Below are 19,641 nucleotides of genomic sequence, written 5' to 3'. Positions count from 1 at the left end.
GCTGATATCCATTTAGCCGAGGGCTTCCAGGTCGCTGCCCTCGACGAGCAAGGCGCGCTGAGCGCCACGGTTGTAACGGGCCGCGGCAGGGGTGAGCGCGCGATGCTCCAGTTGATTGAGCAATTCCTGTAGCTCGACGGCGTCGTCCCGGCTGGCGAATGGGAGGGGAGGCGGCTGGCGCCGCACGACCCAGTCAAGGACCTGTTGGCAGAACTCAGAAAGCTTGTGCAGGGTCTCGAGTCCCGACTGGCTGGGAGAGAGTCGGAGCTCGTGCAGCACGAGTTCCGTGCCGTCGATATCGCGCATCCAGATCCGCAGATGGTCATGATCCCAGCGCGGCGTATCGAAGGTCAGTCGCGCATGGATAAGCTGGTCTTCCCGATCGATAAAGCTGAAGTCGACGGTGCGTTGGCGAACGACGTTGACAAAGCTGCTGTAGCCGGTGACTGGCGCGGAACCAAGGACAGCGGTCAGCTGCACGGTGTCGAGAACCGCAAGTCCAGATACCGAAAAGTCTGACCGGATACCCAGAACGCCATCCAGCCGCAGCGGACCCGCGGTCGGGCATACCCAGCGCAGCAGATCCAACGCATGAATCGCTTCACTGGTAACTCCGCAAGTGGGCCGGTAGTCATTGATGCGATCCTTGCCCCAATAGAAGCTGGCACGTGCCAATTCCCACCCATGGCGGGCGACCCATTCACGCAAGATCTGCGTCGCCTGCGAATAGCGCTCAATCAGATTCAGCGCGAATCCGCCGACACCGCTGAGCGCGTCTTGGACGCCGTTCAGCGCGTCAGTGGGTGTGGCGAGCGGCTTTTCGCAGACGACAAAGCCTTGGTAGCCCGCAAGCTGGCGCAATACATCGGCGTGACTTATATCGTTGGCACTGACCACTACGATATCGGGTGTGAAATGCTGGAGCGCACTGTCAATGCAGGCGAAGTAACGCAGTGGCGTAGCTTTCTGACGTCGTCCGACATATGCGATAGAGGTCGAAACACCGGCTCGGTTTGTGACATGTTCGAATGCTTGGCGAAATCGCTGTCCGGCGTAGCCCAGGCCAATAATCAATACGTTCATGCTGACGCCCCCTGGCGAAGCAGGAGGCCCTCGCCTGTTGGGCAGAAGCCAAGACGTTCGTACAGCCCGGATGCGCCTGCTGTAGTCTGGAGCGCTACCGTTGCAACGTCCCGGTTGCCAAACCAGCGAAGCAGATGATTCATGAGCTGAGTTGCGATGCCGTGCGCCCTCCATTGCGGATCAACCACAACCGACTGGATCCATCCGGACAGACCGTTAGCATTCGCAGCGGTGGGCGCCCTGAGATCGATGATTCCAGTAGCACAGCCGGCGACTTGCCGAGTTTCACAGTGTTCAGCTACGAGCACCTGCACACTGTCATGTACCCCTAGGTGCGCGGCTAGCCAGTGCTTATACGCCGTACGCCATCTTTCAGAGTCCGTCTGGCTGCGGCTGGCGTAAATGGCCGACGTACCGTCTAGCAAGAAGGACCTCAGTTCTATCAGCCACTCGATGTCCTCCTGCGTCGCGTTTCGCACGGTGAACGATAAGTTGTTCATCAGGCCACCTCCGAAGTGAAGGTTTTGGATGCCCAAGGGATCGCAAAATGGTCGAAGGTTTCGCGCAGGGAAACGGCTAGATTCTCGATCTGGGCTTGGCTGTGGTTGGGCGTTGCGTTAACCCGAAAGCGCTCCGTACCGACCGGCACAGATGGGTAGTTAATTGGTTGGAGATAGACCCCGTGTGTATGTAGAAGCCGCAGGGCGGCAACTTTGCAGCGCTCGGCGTCACCGACCAATACCGGCAATACGTGCGTCTGCGAGCAGGGCATGACGGGGATGTCGTGTTGTTTCAAACGCTCGCGCAATAAAGCGGTGTTGATCTGTAGCTTCTGGCGCTCGTCATCGCTGGACTTGAGATGCTCGACGCTTGCCAGGCAGCCAGCCGTGACGGCAGGAGGAAGGGACGTGGTAAAGATGAAGCCTGTCGCAAAGGAACGTACTGCGTCCACGATGACACGGGTCGAGGCGATGTAACCACCGATCACGCCGATGGCCTTGGCCATGGTGCCTTGGATGACGTCGATCTTGTCGACCAGGTCGAGCTCGGCAGCGATGCCAGCCCCTCGAGCGCCGTACATGCCGACCGCATGAACTTCGTCGAGATAGGTCAGCGCGTTGAAGCGCTTGGCAACTTCCACGATGTCGGCAATCGGTGCGATGTCGCCGTCCATCGAGTAGATCGACTCGAACACAACCAGCTTCGGTTGACCAATTGGATAGCGGGACAGTATCTGGGCCAGGTGTTCCACGTCATTATGGCGAAACACCTGCCGTTCATTCGGTGTTGCTCGGATGCCGTTGACGATCGATGCGTGATTCAGCGCATCGCTGATCACGACACAATCGGGGATTTGCCTCAGCAGGCATTGGAGGGTGGCGTCGTTCGAGCCAAAGCCGGTCGGGAAAACCAGTGCCGCTTCTTTATCGTGCCAGTCGGCAAGGCTCGCCTCGAGTCGCTCATAAAGCTCGTAGGAGCCACCGATGTTGCGCGAACCGCCTGAGCCAGCGCCGTACGTTTCCAATGCCAGGTGCATCTGCTCGCGTACGGTCGGGTGCTGCGACATTCCTAGGTAGTCGTTGCTGCACCATACAACGACCGGATCCGGCTGCTCGCCGTTCAGCTTGGCGAACGGATACTGGCCGCAGATGCGACTGAGAGTGGTGAAGGTGCGGTACTGGTTGGAGGACTTCAGTAACTCCAGTTGCTCACGAAGCAATGATTGGTACATCCGAATATCTCCTGAACGATCAAGCCGCTCGATGCCGGCCAGCTGTCTGGAACGGGGCATTGGCGACGAGGAGTTATTCTTAATCCCGCTTCGATGGGGTTACAATTTGACCTCTTATACTATTACTGGAGAGTAACTGGATGAGCGCGCCTCGCAGCCTTGAGCGAAACCGGGCGGAGCTGGCCAACTTTCTGCGAAGCCGCCGTGAACGTATTTCTCCACAGGACGTGGGCTTGCCTACTGGTGCAAGACGGCGGACTCCGGGGCTTCGACGGGAGGAAGTCGCAGCCCTCGCCGGGGTAGGACTGTCCTGGTACACCTGGCTGGAGCAGGGGCGAGAGATCAGCGTATCTGCAACTTTCCTCGAAAATCTGTCGCGCACGTTGAAGCTGGACGCCACCGAAAGACGGCATCTTTTTCTGCTGGCGCATCAGAGGCTTCCGCCAGAGCCGGGCAAAACCTGGTGTGTCGTGCCACCGCTCGTTCATCGGTTGATGGCCGACCTCCCAATGCGTCCGGCGTACGTCCTCAATCTTCGCTGGGATGTGCTGGCTTGGAACGCGGCTGCAGATAAGGTCTTCGCTTTCTCAAGTGTTCCGACAGAGCGGCGCAACTTCCTTTGGCTGTTGTTCACCGCATCTTCGATGCGCGCATTGCTCGACCCATGGAAGGATCAGGCCTTGCAAATCCTGTCGAGTTTTCGCCGTGATTTCGTCAGGGCAGCCGAGGACCCCGACATTGGAGCATTGGTTAAAGATTTGGAGAAGATCGATACCGATTTCAGGGCCTGGTGGCGGCAACAGGATATTCATGGACCCTGCCAGGGCATCCGGAATTTTCAGATCGACGGGATCGGCCAGGTGGTGTTCGATCACACCTCACTCACGATCGATGTCGACCGGGACTTGCGGCTTGTCTACTATGCGGCGAAAGAGGGGCAGGTGCAAAGCCGGCATTTTGAGCGATGGCTGACGACCCCGAGCGGAAACGCGATCGGCGTGTAGCAGGCCTTTAACCAATACTTGGGTAAGTGAGGTAGGCAGGTCGCACATAGCACATGGTTACTAAGACTTCGGTGTACGCCGATTTTAAAAAGTTTCAACGATACGGTGTTTCTCTCATCAGTCTGTTGGACCGCTTTGCAGCATTACCTACTTAACCGCGGGGGTTGTATGGGCGCACGAAGCCGATGATCCCAACTGGCCTGAGAGGCTATTAAATGGATGGAGCTACATGGGTCGGTGGGCCAGCTGCTGATGGTTGTTGCGACCATCGACCTGATTTATTCAAGCGGCATGGCTCCTATAAAGCCTTTGTAAAGGTAAATGATCAAGTTCAACAATGCTGCCGGAAAACAGCATTTTTCTTAGGGCTAGTCTTTCTGACTTGCCAGCGCATAACACTGCGATTCGGTCACTATGTTGCAGCGTCGTTGTCACAAATACATAGGATCTGGAGGGCAAGGCTGCTAAGTCGTCAGATATTTTCCCAGTTTCTGACGAGGCCTCGGAAAAGCGGGTCGATCAACGGACCGCTGTCCCCTATTGGGTCGAACAATTGCGTGTTTCTTGTCCAGTCAGTGAACAAGCCAATCATAAGAGCATGGATCGAGATTGCAGCCATTCGAGGTGTGACACCTGGCTGCAGTATCTCAATGTTGCTGGCAAATATCTGCTCACATTGATCAATAAGCTGAATTATCAAGAAATTGTGGCGAGCTTCCGCTGCAATAAGCTCGTCGGTGAACTCGCAGCGATGCAGAAGAATTTTCATGACGCGGCCTTTTTGCTGGTCTATCGCCAGAGCATTTACGCCTTCTACACATAAGTCCCGTAATAAGCGCAACGGATGTTGTGAAGAATTATCATTGGTTACTTCCATTATTTTTTCAGGCGATATCCGAACCTGGTCGAGCAATTGGTTTAATAGGTCGGATTTGTTCTCGAAGTGCCAATAAACTGCGCCACGCGTTACGTCGGCATCATGGGCAATCTGGCTGAGACTCGTTCGTGTCACTCCGTTAGCGAGAAAGAGTCGCTCCGCAGATGCGAGAAGTGCCGTCCGAGTTTTTTTAGCGTCTTCTTTTGTTCGTCGCATTCTTTCTCTCAAAACTTTGTCTGCTGGTCGTCCCACTAGGCAGTTGTAATTGTGTTCCTGACGACACGTGATTGCCTCAGCCTAGCGGTTAGTCACCCTACGAAACTCAGCAAAATGCCCGCGGCGACCGCCGAGCCAATGACGCCCGCTACGTTAGGCCCCATGGCATGCATGAGCAAGAAGTTCTGCGGGTTCGCCTCTAGCCCCAATTTATTGGACACTCGCGCCGCCATTGGCACTGCCGATACACCGGCCGACCCAATCAGCGGATTGATCTTGTTTGTGCTGAACATGTTCATGACCTTGGCCATCAGCACGCCCGCCGCGGTACCACCACAGAACGCAACCATTCCAAGCAGCAAGATCCCAAGCGTTTTCATCTGCAGGAAGGCTTCAGCGGACAGTTTGGAGCCGACAGTTAGCCCCAACGCGATGGTCACGATGTTGATCAGCGCATTTCGTGAAGTGTCGGCCAGACGATCCACGACCCCGCATTCGCGTAACAAGTTACCAAAGGCGAACATGCCCACAAGCGGCGCGGCATCAGGCAATAGCAAACCAACCAGAAGAGCAAGCATGAGCGGAAAGACGATCTTTTCTGTCTGACCGACATGGCGCAGCTGCGTCATGACAATGGCGCGCTCCTCCTTTGTCGTCAGGGCGCGCATGATGGGCGGCTGAATCAACGGAACCAGCGCCATGTAAGAGTAGGCTGCGACAGCAATCGGCCCCAGCAGATGCGGCGCGAGTTTGGCCGTAACGAAGATTGAGGTCGGCCCATCCGCACCGCCAATGATCGCAATCGACGCCGCTTCACGCAGGGTGAACTCCATGCCTGGAATACCCATCGCTGCTATCCCCAATGCACCGAGCAACGTCGCGAAGATACCGAACTGCGCTGCCGCACCGAGCAACAATGTTTTGGGGTTAGCCAGCATTGGCCCGAAGTCGGTCATGGCACCGACGCCCATGAAGATCAACAGCGGGAACACACTGGTCGGTAGACCGACTTCATAGAACAGGTGGAGGATGCCAGCACCCTCGGCCATGTTGGCGACGGGAATATTGGCGAGCACACCGCCGAATCCAATCGGGATCAGCAACAAGGGCTCAAACCCCTTGCGAATCGCCAGATAGATCAATGCCAGGCACACCACGATCATCAGCAGCTGACCAGGCTCTATGTGATAGAGACCGGTGCTGTGCCACAGCTTGAGCAACTTATCCATGCCGCACTCCTTAAGCGATCATCAGCAGGCTGTCGCCCACCGACACCGCGTCGCCGACCTTGACGTTCACAGCTGAGACGGTGCCGGCCTTGAATGCACGGATTTCAGTTTCCATCTTCATGGCTTCGAGGATGATCACCAGATCTCCTTCCTGAACCATCTGACCGGGCTGTACGAGGACTTTGAAGATGTTGCCGGCTAACGGCGCCGGCTGAGGTTCGCCCGTACCTGCGGCCGGCGCAGCAGCCGCTGGTGCTATGCCTGATTCGCCGCCAACAGGCTTGATTCCCTCGATGTCGCCGCCGTCGTTGACCTGTACGACGAACGACTTGCCGTTGACCTCGACGGTATAGACCTCGGGTGCGCCCGCTTCGCGTGGCGCCTGCTGCTTGCCGGTCGGCACCGGCTCGAAAGCAGCGGCATTACCGCGGTTCTCCAAAAATTTCAGGCCGATCTGAGGAAACAGCGCATACGTGAGGACGTCATCGATCTCGTCCTCGGCCAGCTTGATGCCTTTTTCTTGCGCCAGCCCTTTTAGCTCGGCCGTCAGCTTGTCCATTTCTGGCTGCAGCAGATCAGCAGGGCGGCAGGTGATGACCTCTGCACCGTCGAGCACGCGTTGCTGCAGTTCGGCATTGAAGGGAGCAGGCGCGGCGCCGTACTCGCCTTTGAGGATGCCGGCGGTTTCCTTGGTGATGGATTTGAAGCGCTCGCCGGTAAGCACGTTAATCACGGCTTGAGTTCCGACGATCTGCGAAGTCGGCGTCACCAACGGAATGAAACCGAGGTCTTCACGCACGCGAGGAATCTCGGCGAGCACTTCATCGAACTTGTCGAGTGCACCCTGCTCCTTCAGTTGGCCTTCCATATTGGTCAGCATGCCACCCGGCACCTGTGCCACGAGGATCCGCGAGTCGACGCCCTTGAGCGTGCCTTCGAATTTCGCATATTTCTTGCGCACTTCACGGAAGTACGCAGCGATCTCTTCAAGCAGCAACAGATCGAGCCCGGTGTCCCGCTCGGTGCCCTGGAAAATAGCCACCACCGACTCGGTTGGCGAATGTCCATAAGTCATCGAGAGCGAGGAAATGGCGGTATCAACGTTGTCGATGCCCGCCTCGACAGCCTTGAGAATGGCCGCAGTGGACAGGCCCGCCGTGGCGTGACACTGCATATGGATCGGAATGGATAGGCTTGCCTTCAAACGCGAAACCAGCTCAAAAGCCATGTAAGGCGTGAGAATGCCGGCCATGTCCTTGATCGCCACCGAGTCGGCGCCCATCTCCTCGATCTGCTTGGCCAGGTCGACCCAAATCTCCAGAGTATGTACAGGGCTAGTGGTGTAGGAAATCGTGCCCTGGGCGTGCTTGCCCTGCTGCTTGACCGCTCGCAGAGCGGTCTCCAGGTTGCGCGGATCGTTCATAGCATCGAACACACGAAACACGTCAACGCCGTTGATCGCCGCGCGCTCAACGAACTTTTCCACCACGTCATCGGCGTAATGCCGATAGCCCAGCAGGTTCTGGCCACGCAGCAGCATTTGCTGCCGGGTGTTAGGCATCGCCTTCTTCAGTTCTCGAATGCGCTCCCAAGGGTCTTCACCGAGATAGCGAATACAGGCATCGAAAGTCGCCCCACCCCACGATTCGACGGACCAGAAGCCAACCTGATCCAGCTTGCCGGCAATCGGCAGCATGTCTTCCAGGCGTACACGGGTGGCCAGAATGGATTGGTGCGCATCACGCAGCACCACATCGGTAATGCCGAGCGGTTGTTTGACAGATGTCATGAGGGGAACTCCCTGTTCTGAATCAACCGCGACGAGCGCGGTGCTGATGAATGGCGGCCTGGATGGCTGCAAGAACGTCGGCGTCCAATTCAGCCGTGACAGCGGCAGACTTAATGGAGGCAGGCTGAGTCGTCGGCGCGCTATCAAAGCGGCCGATCATGAAAGACATCAGGCGAATGCAGGCAATCAACAGAACGAGGAAAACAAAAACGGAACCTAAGCCGAACAGCATAAGTTCAACGCCTTCCCAGAGAAGCTGGTTAGAGGTCATAACGGAAACCGCCTGGTTAGGTTCAAATTAAAGAGCAACCATGTCGATCTTGGCCTTGGCCGCTGACTCGCGGAACTCGGCGATCTGATCGAAGCTCAGGTAGCGGTAGACGTCTGCTGCCATGGTGTCGATCTGCGCGGCGTACACCATGTACTCTTCGACAGTCGGCAGGCGGCCTAGAATCGAAGCGACCGCTGCCAGCTCGGCAGATGCCAGGTACACGTTGGTCGCGTCGCCCAGGCGGTTGGGGAAGTTACGGGTCGAAGTGGAGACTACCGTCGAACCGGTTTCCACGCGTGCCTGGTTACCCATGCACAGCGAGCAGCCCGGCATTTCCAGGCGCGCACCGGCGCGACCGTAGATGCCGTAGTAGCCTTCCTCGGTCAGCTGATGCTGGTCCATCTTGGTCGGCGGCGACAGCCACAGACGGGTCGGCAGGGAGCCTTCGACCTTGTCCAGCAGCTTGCCGGCCGCACGGAAGTGACCGATGTTGGTCATGCACGAACCGATGAAGACTTCGTCGATCTTCTCGCCCTGTACGCTGGAGAGCAGACGGGCATCGTCCGGGTCGTTCGGTGCGCAGAGAACCGGCTCGGTGACTTCGGACAGGTCGATCTCGATAACTTCGGCGTACTCGGCGTCAGCATCGGCAGTCAGCAGCTGAGGGTTGGCCAGCCAGGCTTCCATGGCCTGAGCGCGGCGCTCGAGGGTACGGGCATCGCCGTAGCCTTCGCTGATCATCCAGCGCAGCAGGGTGATGTTGGACTGCAGGTATTCGGCAATCGCCGCTTCCGGCAGCTTGATGGTGCAGCCCGCGGCAGAGCGTTCGGCCGAGGCGTCGGAGAGCTCGAAGGCTTGCTCTACGGTCAGCTCGTTCAGACCTTCGATTTCGAGAATGCGGCCAGAGAAGATGTTCTTCTTGCCCTTCTTCTCGACGGTCAGCAGGCCTTTCTGGATGGCGTAGTAGGGGATTGCATGGACCAGATCGCGCAGGGTGATGCCAGGCTGCATCTTGCCTTTGAAGCGAACCAGTACCGACTCCGGCATGTCCAGCGGCATGACACCGGTGGCAGCGGCGAACGCGACCAGACCGGAACCTGCCGGGAAAGAGATGCCCATCGGGAAGCGGGTGTGCGAGTCACCGCCGGTACCGACAGTGTCCGGCAGCAGCATGCGGTTCAGCCAGCTGTGGATGATGCCGTCGCCCGGACGCAGGGAAACACCGCCGCGGGTCATGATGAAGTCCGGCAGGGTGTGGTGCGTGGTGACGTCGATCGGCTTCGGGTAGGCCGCGGTGTGGCAGAACGACTGCATTACCAGGTCAGCCGAGAAGCCCAGGCAAGCCAGGTCTTTCAGCTCGTCGCGGGTCATCGGGCCGGTGGTGTCCTGGGAACCGACGGTGGTCATCTTCGGCTCGCAGTAGGTGCCCGGACGGACGCCTTTGCCTTCCGGCAGGCCGCAGGCACGGCCAACCATCTTCTGCGCCAGGGTGAAGCCTTTGTTGCTCTCGGCGGGGGCTTTCGGCTTCTTGAACAGGTCGGATGGGCCCATGCTCAGTTCGGCGCGGGCCTTTTCGGTCAGGCCGCGACCAATGATCAGCGGAATACGGCCGCCAGCGCGAACTTCGTCGAGCAGGACGTCTGTTTTCAGCTGGAAGGTAGTGACCAGCTCGTCACTGCCGTGGCGGCGGACTTCACCCTTGTAGGGGTAAACGTCGATCACATCGCCCATGGCCAGGTCGGAGCAGTCGAACTCGATCGGCAGGGCGCCTGCGTCTTCCATGGTGTTGTAGAAGATCGGCGCGATCTTGGTGCCGAAGCAGAAGCCGCCTGCACGCTTGTTCGGTACGTTCGGGATGTCGTCGCCGAAGAACCACAGCACCGAGTTGGTAGCGGACTTACGCGAAGAACCTGTACCAACCACGTCACCGACATAAGCAACCGGGAAGCCTTTGGTCTTCAGCTCTTCCATCTGCTTGAGCGGGCCAACCGAGCCAGGAACGTCGGGAGTGATGCCGTCGCGCGCCATTTTCAGCATGGCCAGGGCGTGCAGCGGGATGTCCGGGCGCGACCAGGCGTCAGGCGCCGGGGAGAGGTCGTCGGTGTTGGTTTCGCCGGTGACCTTGAATACGGTCAGGCTAATCTTTTCGGCGACCGGGGCGCGGTTCTTGAACCATTCGCCCTCGGCCCAGGACTGCAGAACGGCTTTGGCGTTGGCATTGCCAGCCTTGGCTTTCTCGGCGACGTCGTGGAAGGCGTCGAACATCAGCAGGGTGTGCTTCAGTTGCGCTGCGGTGGTATCGGACAGTTCCGGGTCGTCCAGCAGGTCGACCAGCGTGACGATGTTGTAACCGCCCTGCATGGTACCCAGCAGTTCGACAGCGTGCTGCTTGCTGATCAGCGGAGAAGCGGCTTCACCCTTGGCGATGGCGGCGAGGAAGCCGGCCTTGACGTAGGCGGCTTCATCCACGCCCGCCGGAACGCGGTTGGTGATCAGGTCGAGGAGAAATTGCTCTTCGCCAGCTGGCGGGTTCTTCAGAAGCTCGACCAGGCCTGCGGTCTGCTCGGCGTTCAGGGGCAAGCCGGGAAGTCCTTGGCTGGCGCGTTGTTCGAGTAGGATTCGATAAGCTTCGAGCACAATGTTCTCTCATGCGGGCCCTGAAAGCAGGCTGGATAGTCGGGTTAAGTTGTGAAAGCCGAAAGGGCAGAGCAAGCCGGGCGTTATAAAACGAACAAGGCTGATCTTGCAGCCTGCTGCGCTTAGAACTGTTCAAGCAGATTTCTAAAAAATGTACAAAATATCAAAAAGCGTGCAGAAAGTAAGTTGCACGCGATTCGTTGTCAAACACAAATTTGCTAAAACGAACCCGCTGTGAACCGAGAATTGACGCGCGCCGCAGCAAGGTGAATGCCGAGGTGGTTGTTTATATCTGTGCCGATGGACGATGCACAATGACTTTGATAGGCAGTCCTGTGTTTCGGAAAAGGCGCGGTGAAAGCGGGGTGCCTATTCTTGGCTCGGGGACTTTCTTAGCGGCCGGGTTGCTTGCCGCAGCGAGTTGGGTGACCGTCAAAAAAGCCCGCTGCTGTCAGCCTGCGATAATCGATTACCTCATTTGGTGAGGTCAATGAACGCCGGGTTTTGCCAATGACAGGTTGCAGCTATCCCAGGCGTTTGTGACGCGCCCAGACGATCCCGCCAACTCTGAAGGTTGCTGGTTCGCCGATGCCAGGTTGGGCTAGCTAAACGGGCGCGAGCATCGCTTCGTCATGCGTGCGCTCATAAATTCCGCTCTGTCTGTTTTTCGATTTTCATCGCCTTGATGGCTACGAGTTTGGACGTCGGTGTATGGCTTGCTTCACCGAAGCTGCCAAGCGGTACCGGTGGGTTGGTCTCGCGTCCGCCTGGCCCACGGGGTGCCGTAGGCGAGAAGACTGAAACCATGTACCTTCCGATCGACGCCGTCGTCCGAGAGCGCGACCTTCCACAACTTCTCCATTCTCGAACCCGAGCCGTGGAATGTCGCGCGGACTGACAAGCACAACCTCGCGCAACGCAGGGTCTGCAAGATGAGGTCCGGCGTCTGGCCGTCGCGGCTGGTCGTTTCCGTCAACAGGTCCAATGGCAGTGGATGATGCTTGGACTGAGCACGAACGCTTGCGGTGTTCCAGATTCGGCATACCGCATCGGTTTCCAGTCCAGGGCGGGATTCAAGCCGCGACTGCGCAACGCGTGATCGAGTGATTGCCGAAAATGCATGCCGCTCCACAACGTGCCGAGCGGAAGCTTCGCCAGCGCCTTCCCACGTCACAGGCACCTGGAAAGCGAAAGTGACGCCGGTCGTGCAGCAACCGTGTTGCACCCAGCGGCAGGCTCGCGAAATACGCCTGGTCGAGACGCTCAAGATAGGAATGCTCACGTCGAACTGGTTTTGGTTCAGCCTTCCCAAAATCTGATCGCTGCTCAAGGCGAACAGCTGGAAGCGCAGACTTGGATGCCGCTCGGTGAACAAGGTTGCCAATTGCCTAAGTAATGGCATTGGGAGTGCGGCGACAGGTAGCTGTGAGCAGCCTGTATTCAGCAACGCCCTTAAAATGAACACAAAATAAAAAATTGCCTATTTATTGTTGTTTCGTCCGGCGCCACGGTCTACTTTGCTCTGAAGCGATGGTTTAGGCGTCCGGGGACCAACTGATCGCACAAACAATAACAATACGAGGCAAACATTCGATGGCGACCAGCTCATGGTGGGCTTCGGCCCTTTGCGAATCCGTGAATAATGTAAAGCCTCTCGCAGTGATCTGCGGCGGGGAAGAACTGGTTCTGTTCCGCAACGCTGAAGGGCAGGTCTTCGCCCTGGAAGATCGCTGTCCGCACCGGCGGGTGCCGTTATCGCTAGGCTGCGTGGTGGGTTCCGGGCTGCAGTGTGGCTATCACGGCTGGACGTTCGATGGAGCCAGCGGCGCCTGTACTGCCATCCCGAACCTGAGCGCCAGCGAACGCGTCCCGCAACGCCATGCGGCGCGCGCCTTTATGGCAAAAGAAAGTAACGGTTTCGTGCATGTATGGGTGGGCGACGGCGAGCCGGACGCCACCCTGCCAAGTGCTCATTATTGTCCTACGGGGCGTGAGTACACGGGAAGCGCCGTCGTCAGTATGACGCACGATGAGTACCTCGCCGTGATGCTGGATGGGCCCAACTGCCTGTTGAGCTTCGACGCAGTGCAAATAACGGATTTCTTCCTGGGCGATCCGCAACTGATGAACGACCGTCTCGTGCTCGACAGGGGCGCGGTCTGGTCGAGTCAGATTTTGCCGTCGCAGTTCGTTGCCGACTACCCGCTGATCGTTCGAACGGCGGTTCCGCTGCGTGGCGGCACCATCCGGGTGGACCTGCTGAGCCAGGATGAAACGCCGCTCAGCACGCTTTTCATCGGTGCGAGCGCCAACCGACGAGGCACCACCAGCCTCTGCTGGCGCGGCTTCCAGCACACGTCCAGCATCGCGGGCGCGCCGTTGCGCTGGCGTGCCTCGCGGACTGCAGGCAGAGCGCCATTCAGCGTGAATGCCACGATCGATGGCTCGGCCATCGCCGCGTTATTGGTCGCACCCTCGCGTGACTTACATGAGTTGCGTCAGCAGATAGTCGTTGAACAACGCCTCGCCGTCTGACCTTCATTCAGCTGAACCCGGAGAATTCCATGCACGCCGCCACGCCTCTTTCCGATGCCCAGCCGCAAGCCGCTGCGCGCCGGATTCGCAAAGACTGGACACCGATCAACTATGACCTGCGCGATACCTGGTTCCCGGTATCCCACAGCCGCGATGTCACCGAGCGGCCCATTCGCCGGATCATTCATTCCCAGAGCTATTACCTCTGGCGAAAGGACGGTAGGCCATTCGCAGCCGAGTTTCATCCCGAGCGGCTGCATGGCGAGCGTGCATCGTTCACCGAGTTTACCGGCGGTATGGGCTACTACCCGGTTGTCGAGCGTTACGGTTACATCTGGGCCTGGTATGGCAATCCTGATGCGGCTGATTCTTTGCTGCTGCCGCACATCCCGTTTCTGCCGGTTGATGGCAGTCTTCCTGGTTACACCCAGCGCACGGTTCGTTTCGATGCCAGTTCTGCCTTGTCGGTGGAAAACCTCATCGACCTGACCCACGCCGACTTTCTACATGCCAATACCATCGGCGACGGAATATCGGAATCGGACGTGGTGGAAGTGGAGTGGACCTCGGAAACCGTGACCCGTACCCGCACGGTCGCGCAGAAGTCCGTCGCGCCAGTGATGCGTTGGGTCGGCGGTGTGCGAGCGAAGTACCAGGATTTCCGCGCCGTGCTGCATATTCATCTGCGCAGCAACGTCTGTATCTCCTATCCGCGCTTTCGTCCGGGTTACGACGTGCCCAACCTGCAGCCATTCCTGCCGGTGGGCAAACACCGCTCGCGCTGCGACGTGACCTTCAACACCACGGCGGCACCGGCACCGTTCCGCTATCTGATGCCGCGCATCAATTACATCATCCAGCCGCAGGACAACTCCGTGGTGCGTCCGCAGAACCAGCGCTATTTCGAACCGGGTGAACGCATCGACCTGCATTCGCGCTTCGATGCGCCCGGCACGCGTTATCGCTTTCAGATGGAACAACTGGCCGAACGTCAGCGCAAGGGCGATTTTTCCTATGGATCCGATGCCGAACCGGGTCGGGACATCACCCAATTGCTGGGTATGGACGGCTGATACCTCACCTGCGCAAGGACATCGAACACTCAATACGCCGACACCGTTGGCAATCACAGGAAGCAGCGTTATGGATTTGGGAATCGCAGGGCGCAGCGCAATTATCTGCGCTTCGTCTCGTGGCCTCGGTAAGGCCTGCGCGCTGGCGTTAGCGCAGGAAGGTTGCCGCGTATTGATCAACGGTCGCGATGCCGAGCAGTTGAAGCGGACGGCTGCGGAAGTCGAGACCACTACAGGTCACAGGCCGCTTGTCGTGCGCGGCGACCTGAATACCGACGAAGGCCGAGCAGCCCTGATCGCCGCATGTCCCGCGCCCGACATCCTGATCACCAACAACGGCGGCCCCGCGCCGGGGAAGATCGAAGATTGGGCCCATGCGGTCTGGCTGCAGGCCATCGAGGCAAACATGTTGTCGGCGATCATGCTGATCCAAGGCGTGGTCGGTGGCATGCGCGAGCGGCGCTTCGGACGGATCATCAACATCACCTCGGCCATGGTGAAGTCGCCGCGCCTGCCCTTGGGACTTTCCACCGCCTCTCGGGCAGGGCTGACGGCGTTTTCCAAGGCGTTGTCCAGCGAAGTGGTGCGCGACAACGTGACCATCAACAACCTGCTACCTGAACGCATCGAAACCGACCGCTTGCGCTACATGACCGAGCAGCTGGCCAAGCACAGAAAGCTGAGCCTGGAAGATGCCCGCACCGAGATGCTCAGGCCCGTAGCGGCGCGGCGGTTCGGCAAGCCGGAAGAATTCGCCGCGGCTTGTGCCTTCCTTTGCTCTGTTCAGGCGAGCTACATCTCGGGGCAAAATCTTCAAGTGGATGGCGGCAGCTACGACGGCTTGATCTGACGCGGCGGCAAGCGGGCTTTCCAGTCTTCGGGAGGCGTTTCCTCTGCCGCGAAGTCCAGCTCCACTTCCACGCCATTGGGGTCCAGGAAAAACAGCTGCCAGGTACGAACCGCCCCCGGCGCTCTGATGACACGAAATTCGATGCCGCGATCTTCGAGCAGTTGCCATGTCTGCTGCAGCCCTTCGGCCCAAAACGCCATGTGGTCGAGCACGCCGCGGCGGGGCTCTGGCATTCGCTGCACCTGCACCACGTGCAGCACTGGGTGGCCGTTGGCATAGAGCCACAAGCCAGCCACCGGGAAAGGCGGGCGCGGGCCTTCGGTCAATCCGAGCAGGTCAATATAGAACTCCCGCGTTGCCTGCAGCTGATCCGTCACGATCGTGAAGTGATCCATACGTTCGATCACGAAGCTCTCCCTTGGATGTGGTCGCAGCGCGTATGAATAGATGCTCGCATCGCGACGTTGATTAATTGCACAGATATCTGATATCTGTCTATATTCAAGGTTCCAACAATAAGAATGACTTGAATGTACGCATCCGATTCTGCTTCACGCCCTGCATCAATCCTTTCCGCTTACGGCACTGCTCGTGATCCTGCCGGCGTCCTCTGACGGAGCGCTCGCTGAGCCCTTTCCCTACTTCAAGCTGTGGGTCCTGGTGCTGTGCCAGATCGGCATGCACTCATACCTGACCGGGATGCGCATGGCCGCGCCACTGCAGCTGCTGTAACGCGATGTGGATGTCTGGTCGGTCGGCGTGGTGATGGCGATGTGTGCGACCGCGCCGGTATTTCTCGCCCTGACCGCGGGTCGTATGGTGGACCGACACGGCTATCACCGCCCGACACGCATCGCCGCGAGCCTGTCCTTTGCCGGCGCAGTGATCGCCAGTTCGACGAGTCATTACCTGTGGCTTTGTCTGGCTGCCGCACTCTGTGGCGGCGGCTCCAGTTTCGGGTTGATCGCGCTTCAGCGCACGGCGGCGCGCCTGGCCCGTAACGCAGGCGAGCGCATGAAGGTGTTCGGTTGGATCGCTATTGCGCCGGCCCTGGCCAGCCTGATCGGGCCTCTGGGAACGGGACTGCTGATCGATCATCACGGCTTTCGCATTGCGTTTGCGGCCCTAGCGATACTGCCCCTCGGTACGCTGCTGCTATCGCAGTGGGTGCCGCGCGAACAGATGGACGCGCCGGTATCGCGCGAGCAGCGACGCCCTGCATGGGATCTGCTGCGCGAGCCGTCGTTTCGTCGATTGCTATTCATCAACTGGCTGGTGTCGGCTAGCTGGGATGTGCATTCCTTCGCCTTGCCGATTCTGGGCAATGCCCCGGGGCATGAGCGCCTCGGTGATCGGCGCGATCCTCGCAGCCTATGCCGTCACCTCGACACTGGTGCGGCTGCTGTTGATACCGCTACTGGCTAATAGTCTGTCGCAGCGCTCGATCATCCTGGGCGCCTTGCTTCTCACCGCAGCGGTGTACGCCATCTACCCCTGGCTCGGCCCTGCCTGGGCGATGGCTCTGGGAACCGCCACGCTAGGTGTTGCGCTGGGCACCATTCAGCCTGCGTTGATGACACAACTGCACCATGAAACCCCCAGTGCGCGTCACGGCGAAGGGCTGGCGGTGCGCTCGGTATTTATCAATTGTTCCGGAGCCAGCATGCCGCTGCTGTTCGGCGTGCTGGGCGCGCCGCCTGGTGCCGCGTCACTGTTCTGGTTGATGAGTGGCGTGCTGCTGGCGGGTAGCTGGCAGGCGCGCCGGCTAGGCGCTGCCGGGGGATAGCCACAGTAAGCTGCAAAAAATCGTACGAAGTCAGTGCGAATAAACAATTTACAGGATTATGTATAAAAACTATCAGTCTGACACTGGAATCATCCTGATTCATGCACTAGCTTCTTAATTCGCCGAACGAGGTCGGGCACGGTTTCGCTCCGGCGTAGAACAGCAGAACAGCAGAACAGCAGAACAGTAGAACAGTAGAACAGTGGAACAATAACAAGACACCCAGAGGTGCTTATGAACGAGTCAACGCTGCACGGCCTGCGTGTGGTCAGTTTAGGGTCGGGTATCGCGAGTGCTGCGGCGGGTTTGCAGCTGTACGAAGCGGGTGCCGAGGTGTTTCTGGTCGAACCGCCCGACAGCCCGGCTCGGCGTGAGGAAGCGCTGTTCGCGGTGCTCAATCGGGGCAAGCGCAGTGTCACGCTGGATATCAGCGTGCCGGATGGGCAGCAGCGGCTCGAACGGCTGCTGGCCGCGGCCGACGTGTTTATCCACGAATTCACTCCCAAGCAGGCCGCGACGCTGGGGCTCGACGATGCACAGCTGGCGCAGCGCTTTCCTGCGTTGATCGTTTCGGCCATTACCGGCTGGCCGAAGAAGCATCCACTGGCCGGGGCAGTGCCACGTGAAACGCTGGTGCTGGCACGCCTGGGCCTGCTCGACGAACAGCCGGGCCACCGCCCTGGGCCGGTCTTCGTGCGCATGCCCTTTGCCAATTGGCTGGCAAGCTGGCTGTGTGTGGTGGGCGTGATGGCGCGGTTGATCGCGCGTGATCGTGATGGCCGTGGCGGCGCCGCGCACACCAGTCTGGCTCAGGCCGCGCTGGTCCCGATGACCATGCACTGGAGCCGCGCGCAAACACCGACGCCGGTATTCGCCAAGGGGCTGGACAAGCACATTCCGATCCCGCTGCACCAGTGCGCCGACGGTCGCTGGATTCACGTGCATTACTCGCCGGATAAAGCCCCGTGGATGGCCAATACCATGGCAGAACTGGGCGAGGCGGAAGTCGCCCGGCTGAATGCGCAATGGCCGCCGAGCCACGTGGCGCCGAATTTCGGAGCCAACCGAGCCATCATTGCCACGCGGCCCGCTCATGAGTGGGTTGAGCATTTCTGGCAGCACGATGTTTCGGCGCAGATTGCCGCGCCCTTCGGCGACATCTATTTCGATGAGCAGGCGCGACTGAACGGGTATGTGATCGAAGTGGAAGACGCCACGCTCGGCAAGACGCTGCAACCGGGGCCAGCCTGGATGATCACCCCACCGGCACGCATCGGCCGTTCCGCACCTCAGCCCGGCGCGGACAATGACAGCGACTTCAAGGACTCGCCAACGCTGCGTCTGGTTCCGGGCACTGGGCGTCAGGGCGAGCCGTTGCCTCCTTTGCATGGTCTCAAGGTGCTCGACTTGGGCGCCTATCTGGCTGGGCCGTTCGCCTGCATGATGCTGGCCGATCTGGGCGCGGAGGTGATCAAGGTCGAGGCCCCGACCGGCGATGCCATGCGCCGACTGGAGCGCATTTTCAGTGGAACTCAGCGCGGCAAGCTGGGCGTAGCGCTAAAACTCGGCGATGAGCTGAGTCAACCGGCGGTAGAGGCGCTGGTGCGTTGGGCCGATGTGGTCCATCACAACATGCGCCTGCCGGCGGCGCGTAAGCTGAAGGTCGATTACGACAGCCTCAAGCGGATCAATCCGCAACTCATCTATTGCCACGTCAGCGCTTACGGACCCACCGGACCACGTGCCGATTGGCCCGGCTTCGACCAGCTGATGCAAGCCTCTTGCGGTTGGGAAGTGGAGCAGGGCGGTGCCGGCCAACCGCCGATGTGGCTGCGTTTTGGCGTTGGTGATTTCTTTGCAGGACTTTCTTCGTTGTACGTTCTGCTGTTGGGGCTTTACCAACGCGCGCGGACCGGTGAAGGGCAGATGGTGAACGCGTCGTTGCTTGGCGCGACCTTGCTCACCATGAGCGAAGCGGTGGGCCGTGAGGACGGCAGCGTCACGCCCATCGCGCATCTGGACGCCAGCCAGACCGGCCTTTGCGACACGCACCGGCTGTATTGCTGCAATGACGGTTGGATCGCCGTGGCGGCGCTGGAGCCCGAAGAAGCGCAGCGTTTCCGTGCGCTGGCCGGAGCGGACCCCGAAACGTATTTCGTCGGGCGGACCCTGGCCGATGCGCTGTCATCCTTGAGCGCACAAGGCGTGCCCGCCGAAGCCGTTCTCGAGGCACAGCTCGACCCCTTTCTCGACAACCCCGACCACGCCGCGGCTGGCTTGCATACCCACTATCAACATGCGGTGTACGGCGAGCTGCAACAGATTGGCGCGTTCTGGGATTTCGGTGATCTGCCGTTGTCGCTGGATCGTCCGCCGCCCGCCCTCGGCCAGCACAGCCGCGATGTACTCGGCGGGCTTGGCTTGGAAAACAGCGAACTGGAACGTCTGGCCGCGGCCGGTGTGGTTCGGCTGTAAGCAATTGATGCACGAAGGCGGCCCACTCTGGCTGAAGTCAACGATGAACCCGACCTGATCGTTCGAGCGCGTGTTGGGTTGAAC

17 protein-coding genes and 1 pseudogene are annotated in these 19,641 nt (G+C 59.3%); 8 read left to right on the top strand and 10 right to left on the bottom strand.

Translation table 11 applies throughout. The annotated features are described in order from the left end of the window. Positions 1–12: 12 nt before the first annotated feature. Genes NA619_RS12235 through hemA form a run of 3 tightly spaced genes read right to left on the bottom strand, consistent with a single transcriptional unit; the run spans position 13 to position 2,815 of the window. The gene (locus NA619_RS12235; RefSeq protein WP_255962123.1) at positions 13–1,083 is read right to left on the bottom strand and encodes a Gfo/Idh/MocA family oxidoreductase; all 1,071 of its coding nucleotides are present in this window, start codon (positions 1,081–1,083) and stop codon (positions 13–15) included. Further along, on the bottom strand, positions 1,080–1,583 hold the full coding sequence (locus NA619_RS12230; protein ID WP_021209644.1) for a GNAT family N-acetyltransferase: 504 nt from the start codon (positions 1,581–1,583) through the stop codon (positions 1,080–1,082). Before NA619_RS12230 ends, NA619_RS12235 begins: the two co-directional genes overlap by 4 nt. Continuing rightward, entirely contained in the window at positions 1,583–2,815 is a 1,233-nt protein-coding gene (hemA, locus tag NA619_RS12225; RefSeq protein ID WP_255962122.1) for a 5-aminolevulinate synthase, read from the bottom strand. The genes NA619_RS12230 and hemA overlap by 1 nt, the downstream gene beginning before the upstream one ends. Positions 2,816–2,955: 140 nt before the next feature. On the opposite strand from hemA, the gene NA619_RS12220 reads away from it, so the two are divergent. Next, positions 2,956–3,819, top strand: a complete 864-nt coding sequence (locus tag NA619_RS12220; protein WP_255962121.1) for a helix-turn-helix transcriptional regulator — start codon at positions 2,956–2,958, stop codon at positions 3,817–3,819. Between the two features lie 472 nt (positions 3,820–4,291). On the opposite strand, the gene NA619_RS12215 is transcribed toward NA619_RS12220, so the two are convergent. The 6 genes and pseudogenes from NA619_RS12215 to NA619_RS12190 all read right to left on the bottom strand — a co-directional run. Further along, a complete protein-coding gene (locus NA619_RS12215) occupies positions 4,292–4,912 on the bottom strand; it encodes a TetR family transcriptional regulator (RefSeq protein ID WP_255962120.1) in 621 nt (206 codons plus the stop codon). Positions 4,913–5,004: 92 nt separating this feature from the next. Next, a complete protein-coding gene (locus NA619_RS12210; RefSeq protein WP_255962119.1) occupies positions 5,005–6,141 on the bottom strand; it encodes a sodium ion-translocating decarboxylase subunit beta in 1,137 nt (378 codons plus the stop codon). 10 nt (positions 6,142–6,151) lie between these two features. Continuing rightward, positions 6,152–7,930 (bottom strand): sodium-extruding oxaloacetate decarboxylase subunit alpha, encoded by a 1,779-nt coding sequence (gene oadA, locus NA619_RS12205; RefSeq protein ID WP_255962118.1) that lies wholly within the window; start codon positions 7,928–7,930, stop codon positions 6,152–6,154. A gap of 22 nt (positions 7,931–7,952) precedes the next feature. Beyond that, on the bottom strand, positions 7,953–8,201 hold the full coding sequence (locus NA619_RS12200) for an OadG family protein (protein WP_255962117.1): 249 nt from the start codon (positions 8,199–8,201) through the stop codon (positions 7,953–7,955). A gap of 27 nt (positions 8,202–8,228) precedes the next feature. Next, positions 8,229–10,838: a bifunctional aconitate hydratase 2/2-methylisocitrate dehydratase gene (gene acnB / locus NA619_RS12195; RefSeq protein WP_255962116.1), complete on the bottom strand. Its 2,610-nt coding sequence runs from the start codon at positions 10,836–10,838 to the stop codon at positions 8,229–8,231. A 1,042-nt stretch (positions 10,839–11,880) separates the two neighbouring features. Continuing rightward, a pseudogene (locus NA619_RS12190) lies at positions 11,881–12,225 on the bottom strand (LysR substrate-binding domain-containing protein); the annotation flags it as partial. Between the two features lie 248 nt (positions 12,226–12,473). On the opposite strand from NA619_RS12190, the gene NA619_RS12185 reads away from it, so the two are divergent. The 3 genes from NA619_RS12185 (at position 12,474) to NA619_RS12175 (ending at position 15,296) form a co-directional block, all read left to right on the top strand. Continuing rightward, positions 12,474–13,373, top strand: coding sequence for a Rieske 2Fe-2S domain-containing protein (locus NA619_RS12185; RefSeq protein WP_423836826.1), 900 nt, complete (start codon positions 12,474–12,476; stop codon positions 13,371–13,373). A 29-nt stretch (positions 13,374–13,402) separates the two neighbouring features. After that, positions 13,403–14,446 (top strand): aromatic ring-hydroxylating dioxygenase subunit alpha, encoded by a 1,044-nt coding sequence (locus NA619_RS12180; protein WP_241283937.1) that lies wholly within the window; start codon positions 13,403–13,405, stop codon positions 14,444–14,446. A gap of 70 nt (positions 14,447–14,516) precedes the next feature. After that, complete coding sequence (locus tag NA619_RS12175) at positions 14,517–15,296, top strand: SDR family oxidoreductase (protein WP_255962114.1); 780 nt, start codon at positions 14,517–14,519, stop codon at positions 15,294–15,296. On the opposite strand, the gene NA619_RS12170 is transcribed toward NA619_RS12175, so the two are convergent. Then, positions 15,278–15,703 (bottom strand): VOC family protein, encoded by a 426-nt coding sequence (locus NA619_RS12170; protein WP_255962113.1) that lies wholly within the window; start codon positions 15,701–15,703, stop codon positions 15,278–15,280. The two genes, NA619_RS12175 and NA619_RS12170, sit on opposite strands and share 19 nt — an antisense overlap. A 184-nt stretch (positions 15,704–15,887) precedes the next feature. On the opposite strand from NA619_RS12170, the gene NA619_RS12165 reads away from it, so the two are divergent. The 4 genes from NA619_RS12165 to NA619_RS12150 all read left to right on the top strand — a co-directional run bounded on the left by NA619_RS12165 (position 15,888) and on the right by NA619_RS12150 (position 19,557). Further along, positions 15,888–16,028, top strand: a complete 141-nt coding sequence (locus NA619_RS12165; protein WP_255962112.1) for a hypothetical protein — start codon at positions 15,888–15,890, stop codon at positions 16,026–16,028. A gap of 6 nt (positions 16,029–16,034) precedes the next feature. Continuing rightward, a complete protein-coding gene (locus NA619_RS12160) occupies positions 16,035–16,721 on the top strand; it encodes an MFS transporter (RefSeq protein WP_336605456.1) in 687 nt (228 codons plus the stop codon). Beyond that, positions 16,645–17,082, top strand: coding sequence for an MFS transporter (locus NA619_RS12155; protein ID WP_255962111.1), 438 nt, complete (start codon positions 16,645–16,647; stop codon positions 17,080–17,082). The genes NA619_RS12160 and NA619_RS12155 overlap by 77 nt, the downstream gene beginning before the upstream one ends. Positions 17,083–17,316: 234 nt before the next feature. After that, on the top strand, positions 17,317–19,557 hold the full coding sequence (locus tag NA619_RS12150; RefSeq protein WP_255962110.1) for a CoA transferase: 2,241 nt from the start codon (positions 17,317–17,319) through the stop codon (positions 19,555–19,557). Positions 19,558–19,641 lie beyond the last annotated feature (84 nt).

The organism is Stutzerimonas stutzeri (assembly GCF_024448895.1).
Classification (GTDB): Bacteria; Pseudomonadota; Gammaproteobacteria; order Pseudomonadales; family Pseudomonadaceae; genus Stutzerimonas; species Stutzerimonas stutzeri_Q.
This window is presented reverse-complemented; position numbering and strand designations above follow the sequence as displayed.

Coding starts and splice junctions, on each gene's coding strand:
- NA619_RS12235 (WP_255962123.1), bottom strand. CDS start 1,083: ATGAACGTATTGATTATTGGCCTGGGCTACGCCGGACAGCGATTTCGC.
- NA619_RS12230 (WP_021209644.1), bottom strand. CDS start 1,583: ATGAACAACTTATCGTTCACCGTGCGAAACGCGACGCAGGAGGACATC.
- hemA (WP_255962122.1), bottom strand. CDS start 2,815: ATGTACCAATCATTGCTTCGTGAGCAACTGGAGTTACTGAAGTCCTCC.
- NA619_RS12220 (WP_255962121.1), top strand. CDS start 2,956: ATGAGCGCGCCTCGCAGCCTTGAGCGAAACCGGGCGGAGCTGGCCAAC.
- NA619_RS12215 (WP_255962120.1), bottom strand. CDS start 4,912: ATGCGACGAACAAAAGAAGACGCTAAAAAAACTCGGACGGCACTTCTC.
- NA619_RS12210 (WP_255962119.1), bottom strand. CDS start 6,141: ATGGATAAGTTGCTCAAGCTGTGGCACAGCACCGGTCTCTATCACATA.
- oadA (WP_255962118.1), bottom strand. CDS start 7,930: ATGACATCTGTCAAACAACCGCTCGGCATTACCGATGTGGTGCTGCGT.
- NA619_RS12200 (WP_255962117.1), bottom strand. CDS start 8,201: ATGACCTCTAACCAGCTTCTCTGGGAAGGCGTTGAACTTATGCTGTTC.
- NA619_RS12180 (WP_241283937.1), top strand. CDS start 13,403: ATGCACGCCGCCACGCCTCTTTCCGATGCCCAGCCGCAAGCCGCTGCG.
- NA619_RS12175 (WP_255962114.1), top strand. CDS start 14,517: ATGGATTTGGGAATCGCAGGGCGCAGCGCAATTATCTGCGCTTCGTCT.
- NA619_RS12150 (WP_255962110.1), top strand. CDS start 17,317: ATGAACGAGTCAACGCTGCACGGCCTGCGTGTGGTCAGTTTAGGGTCG.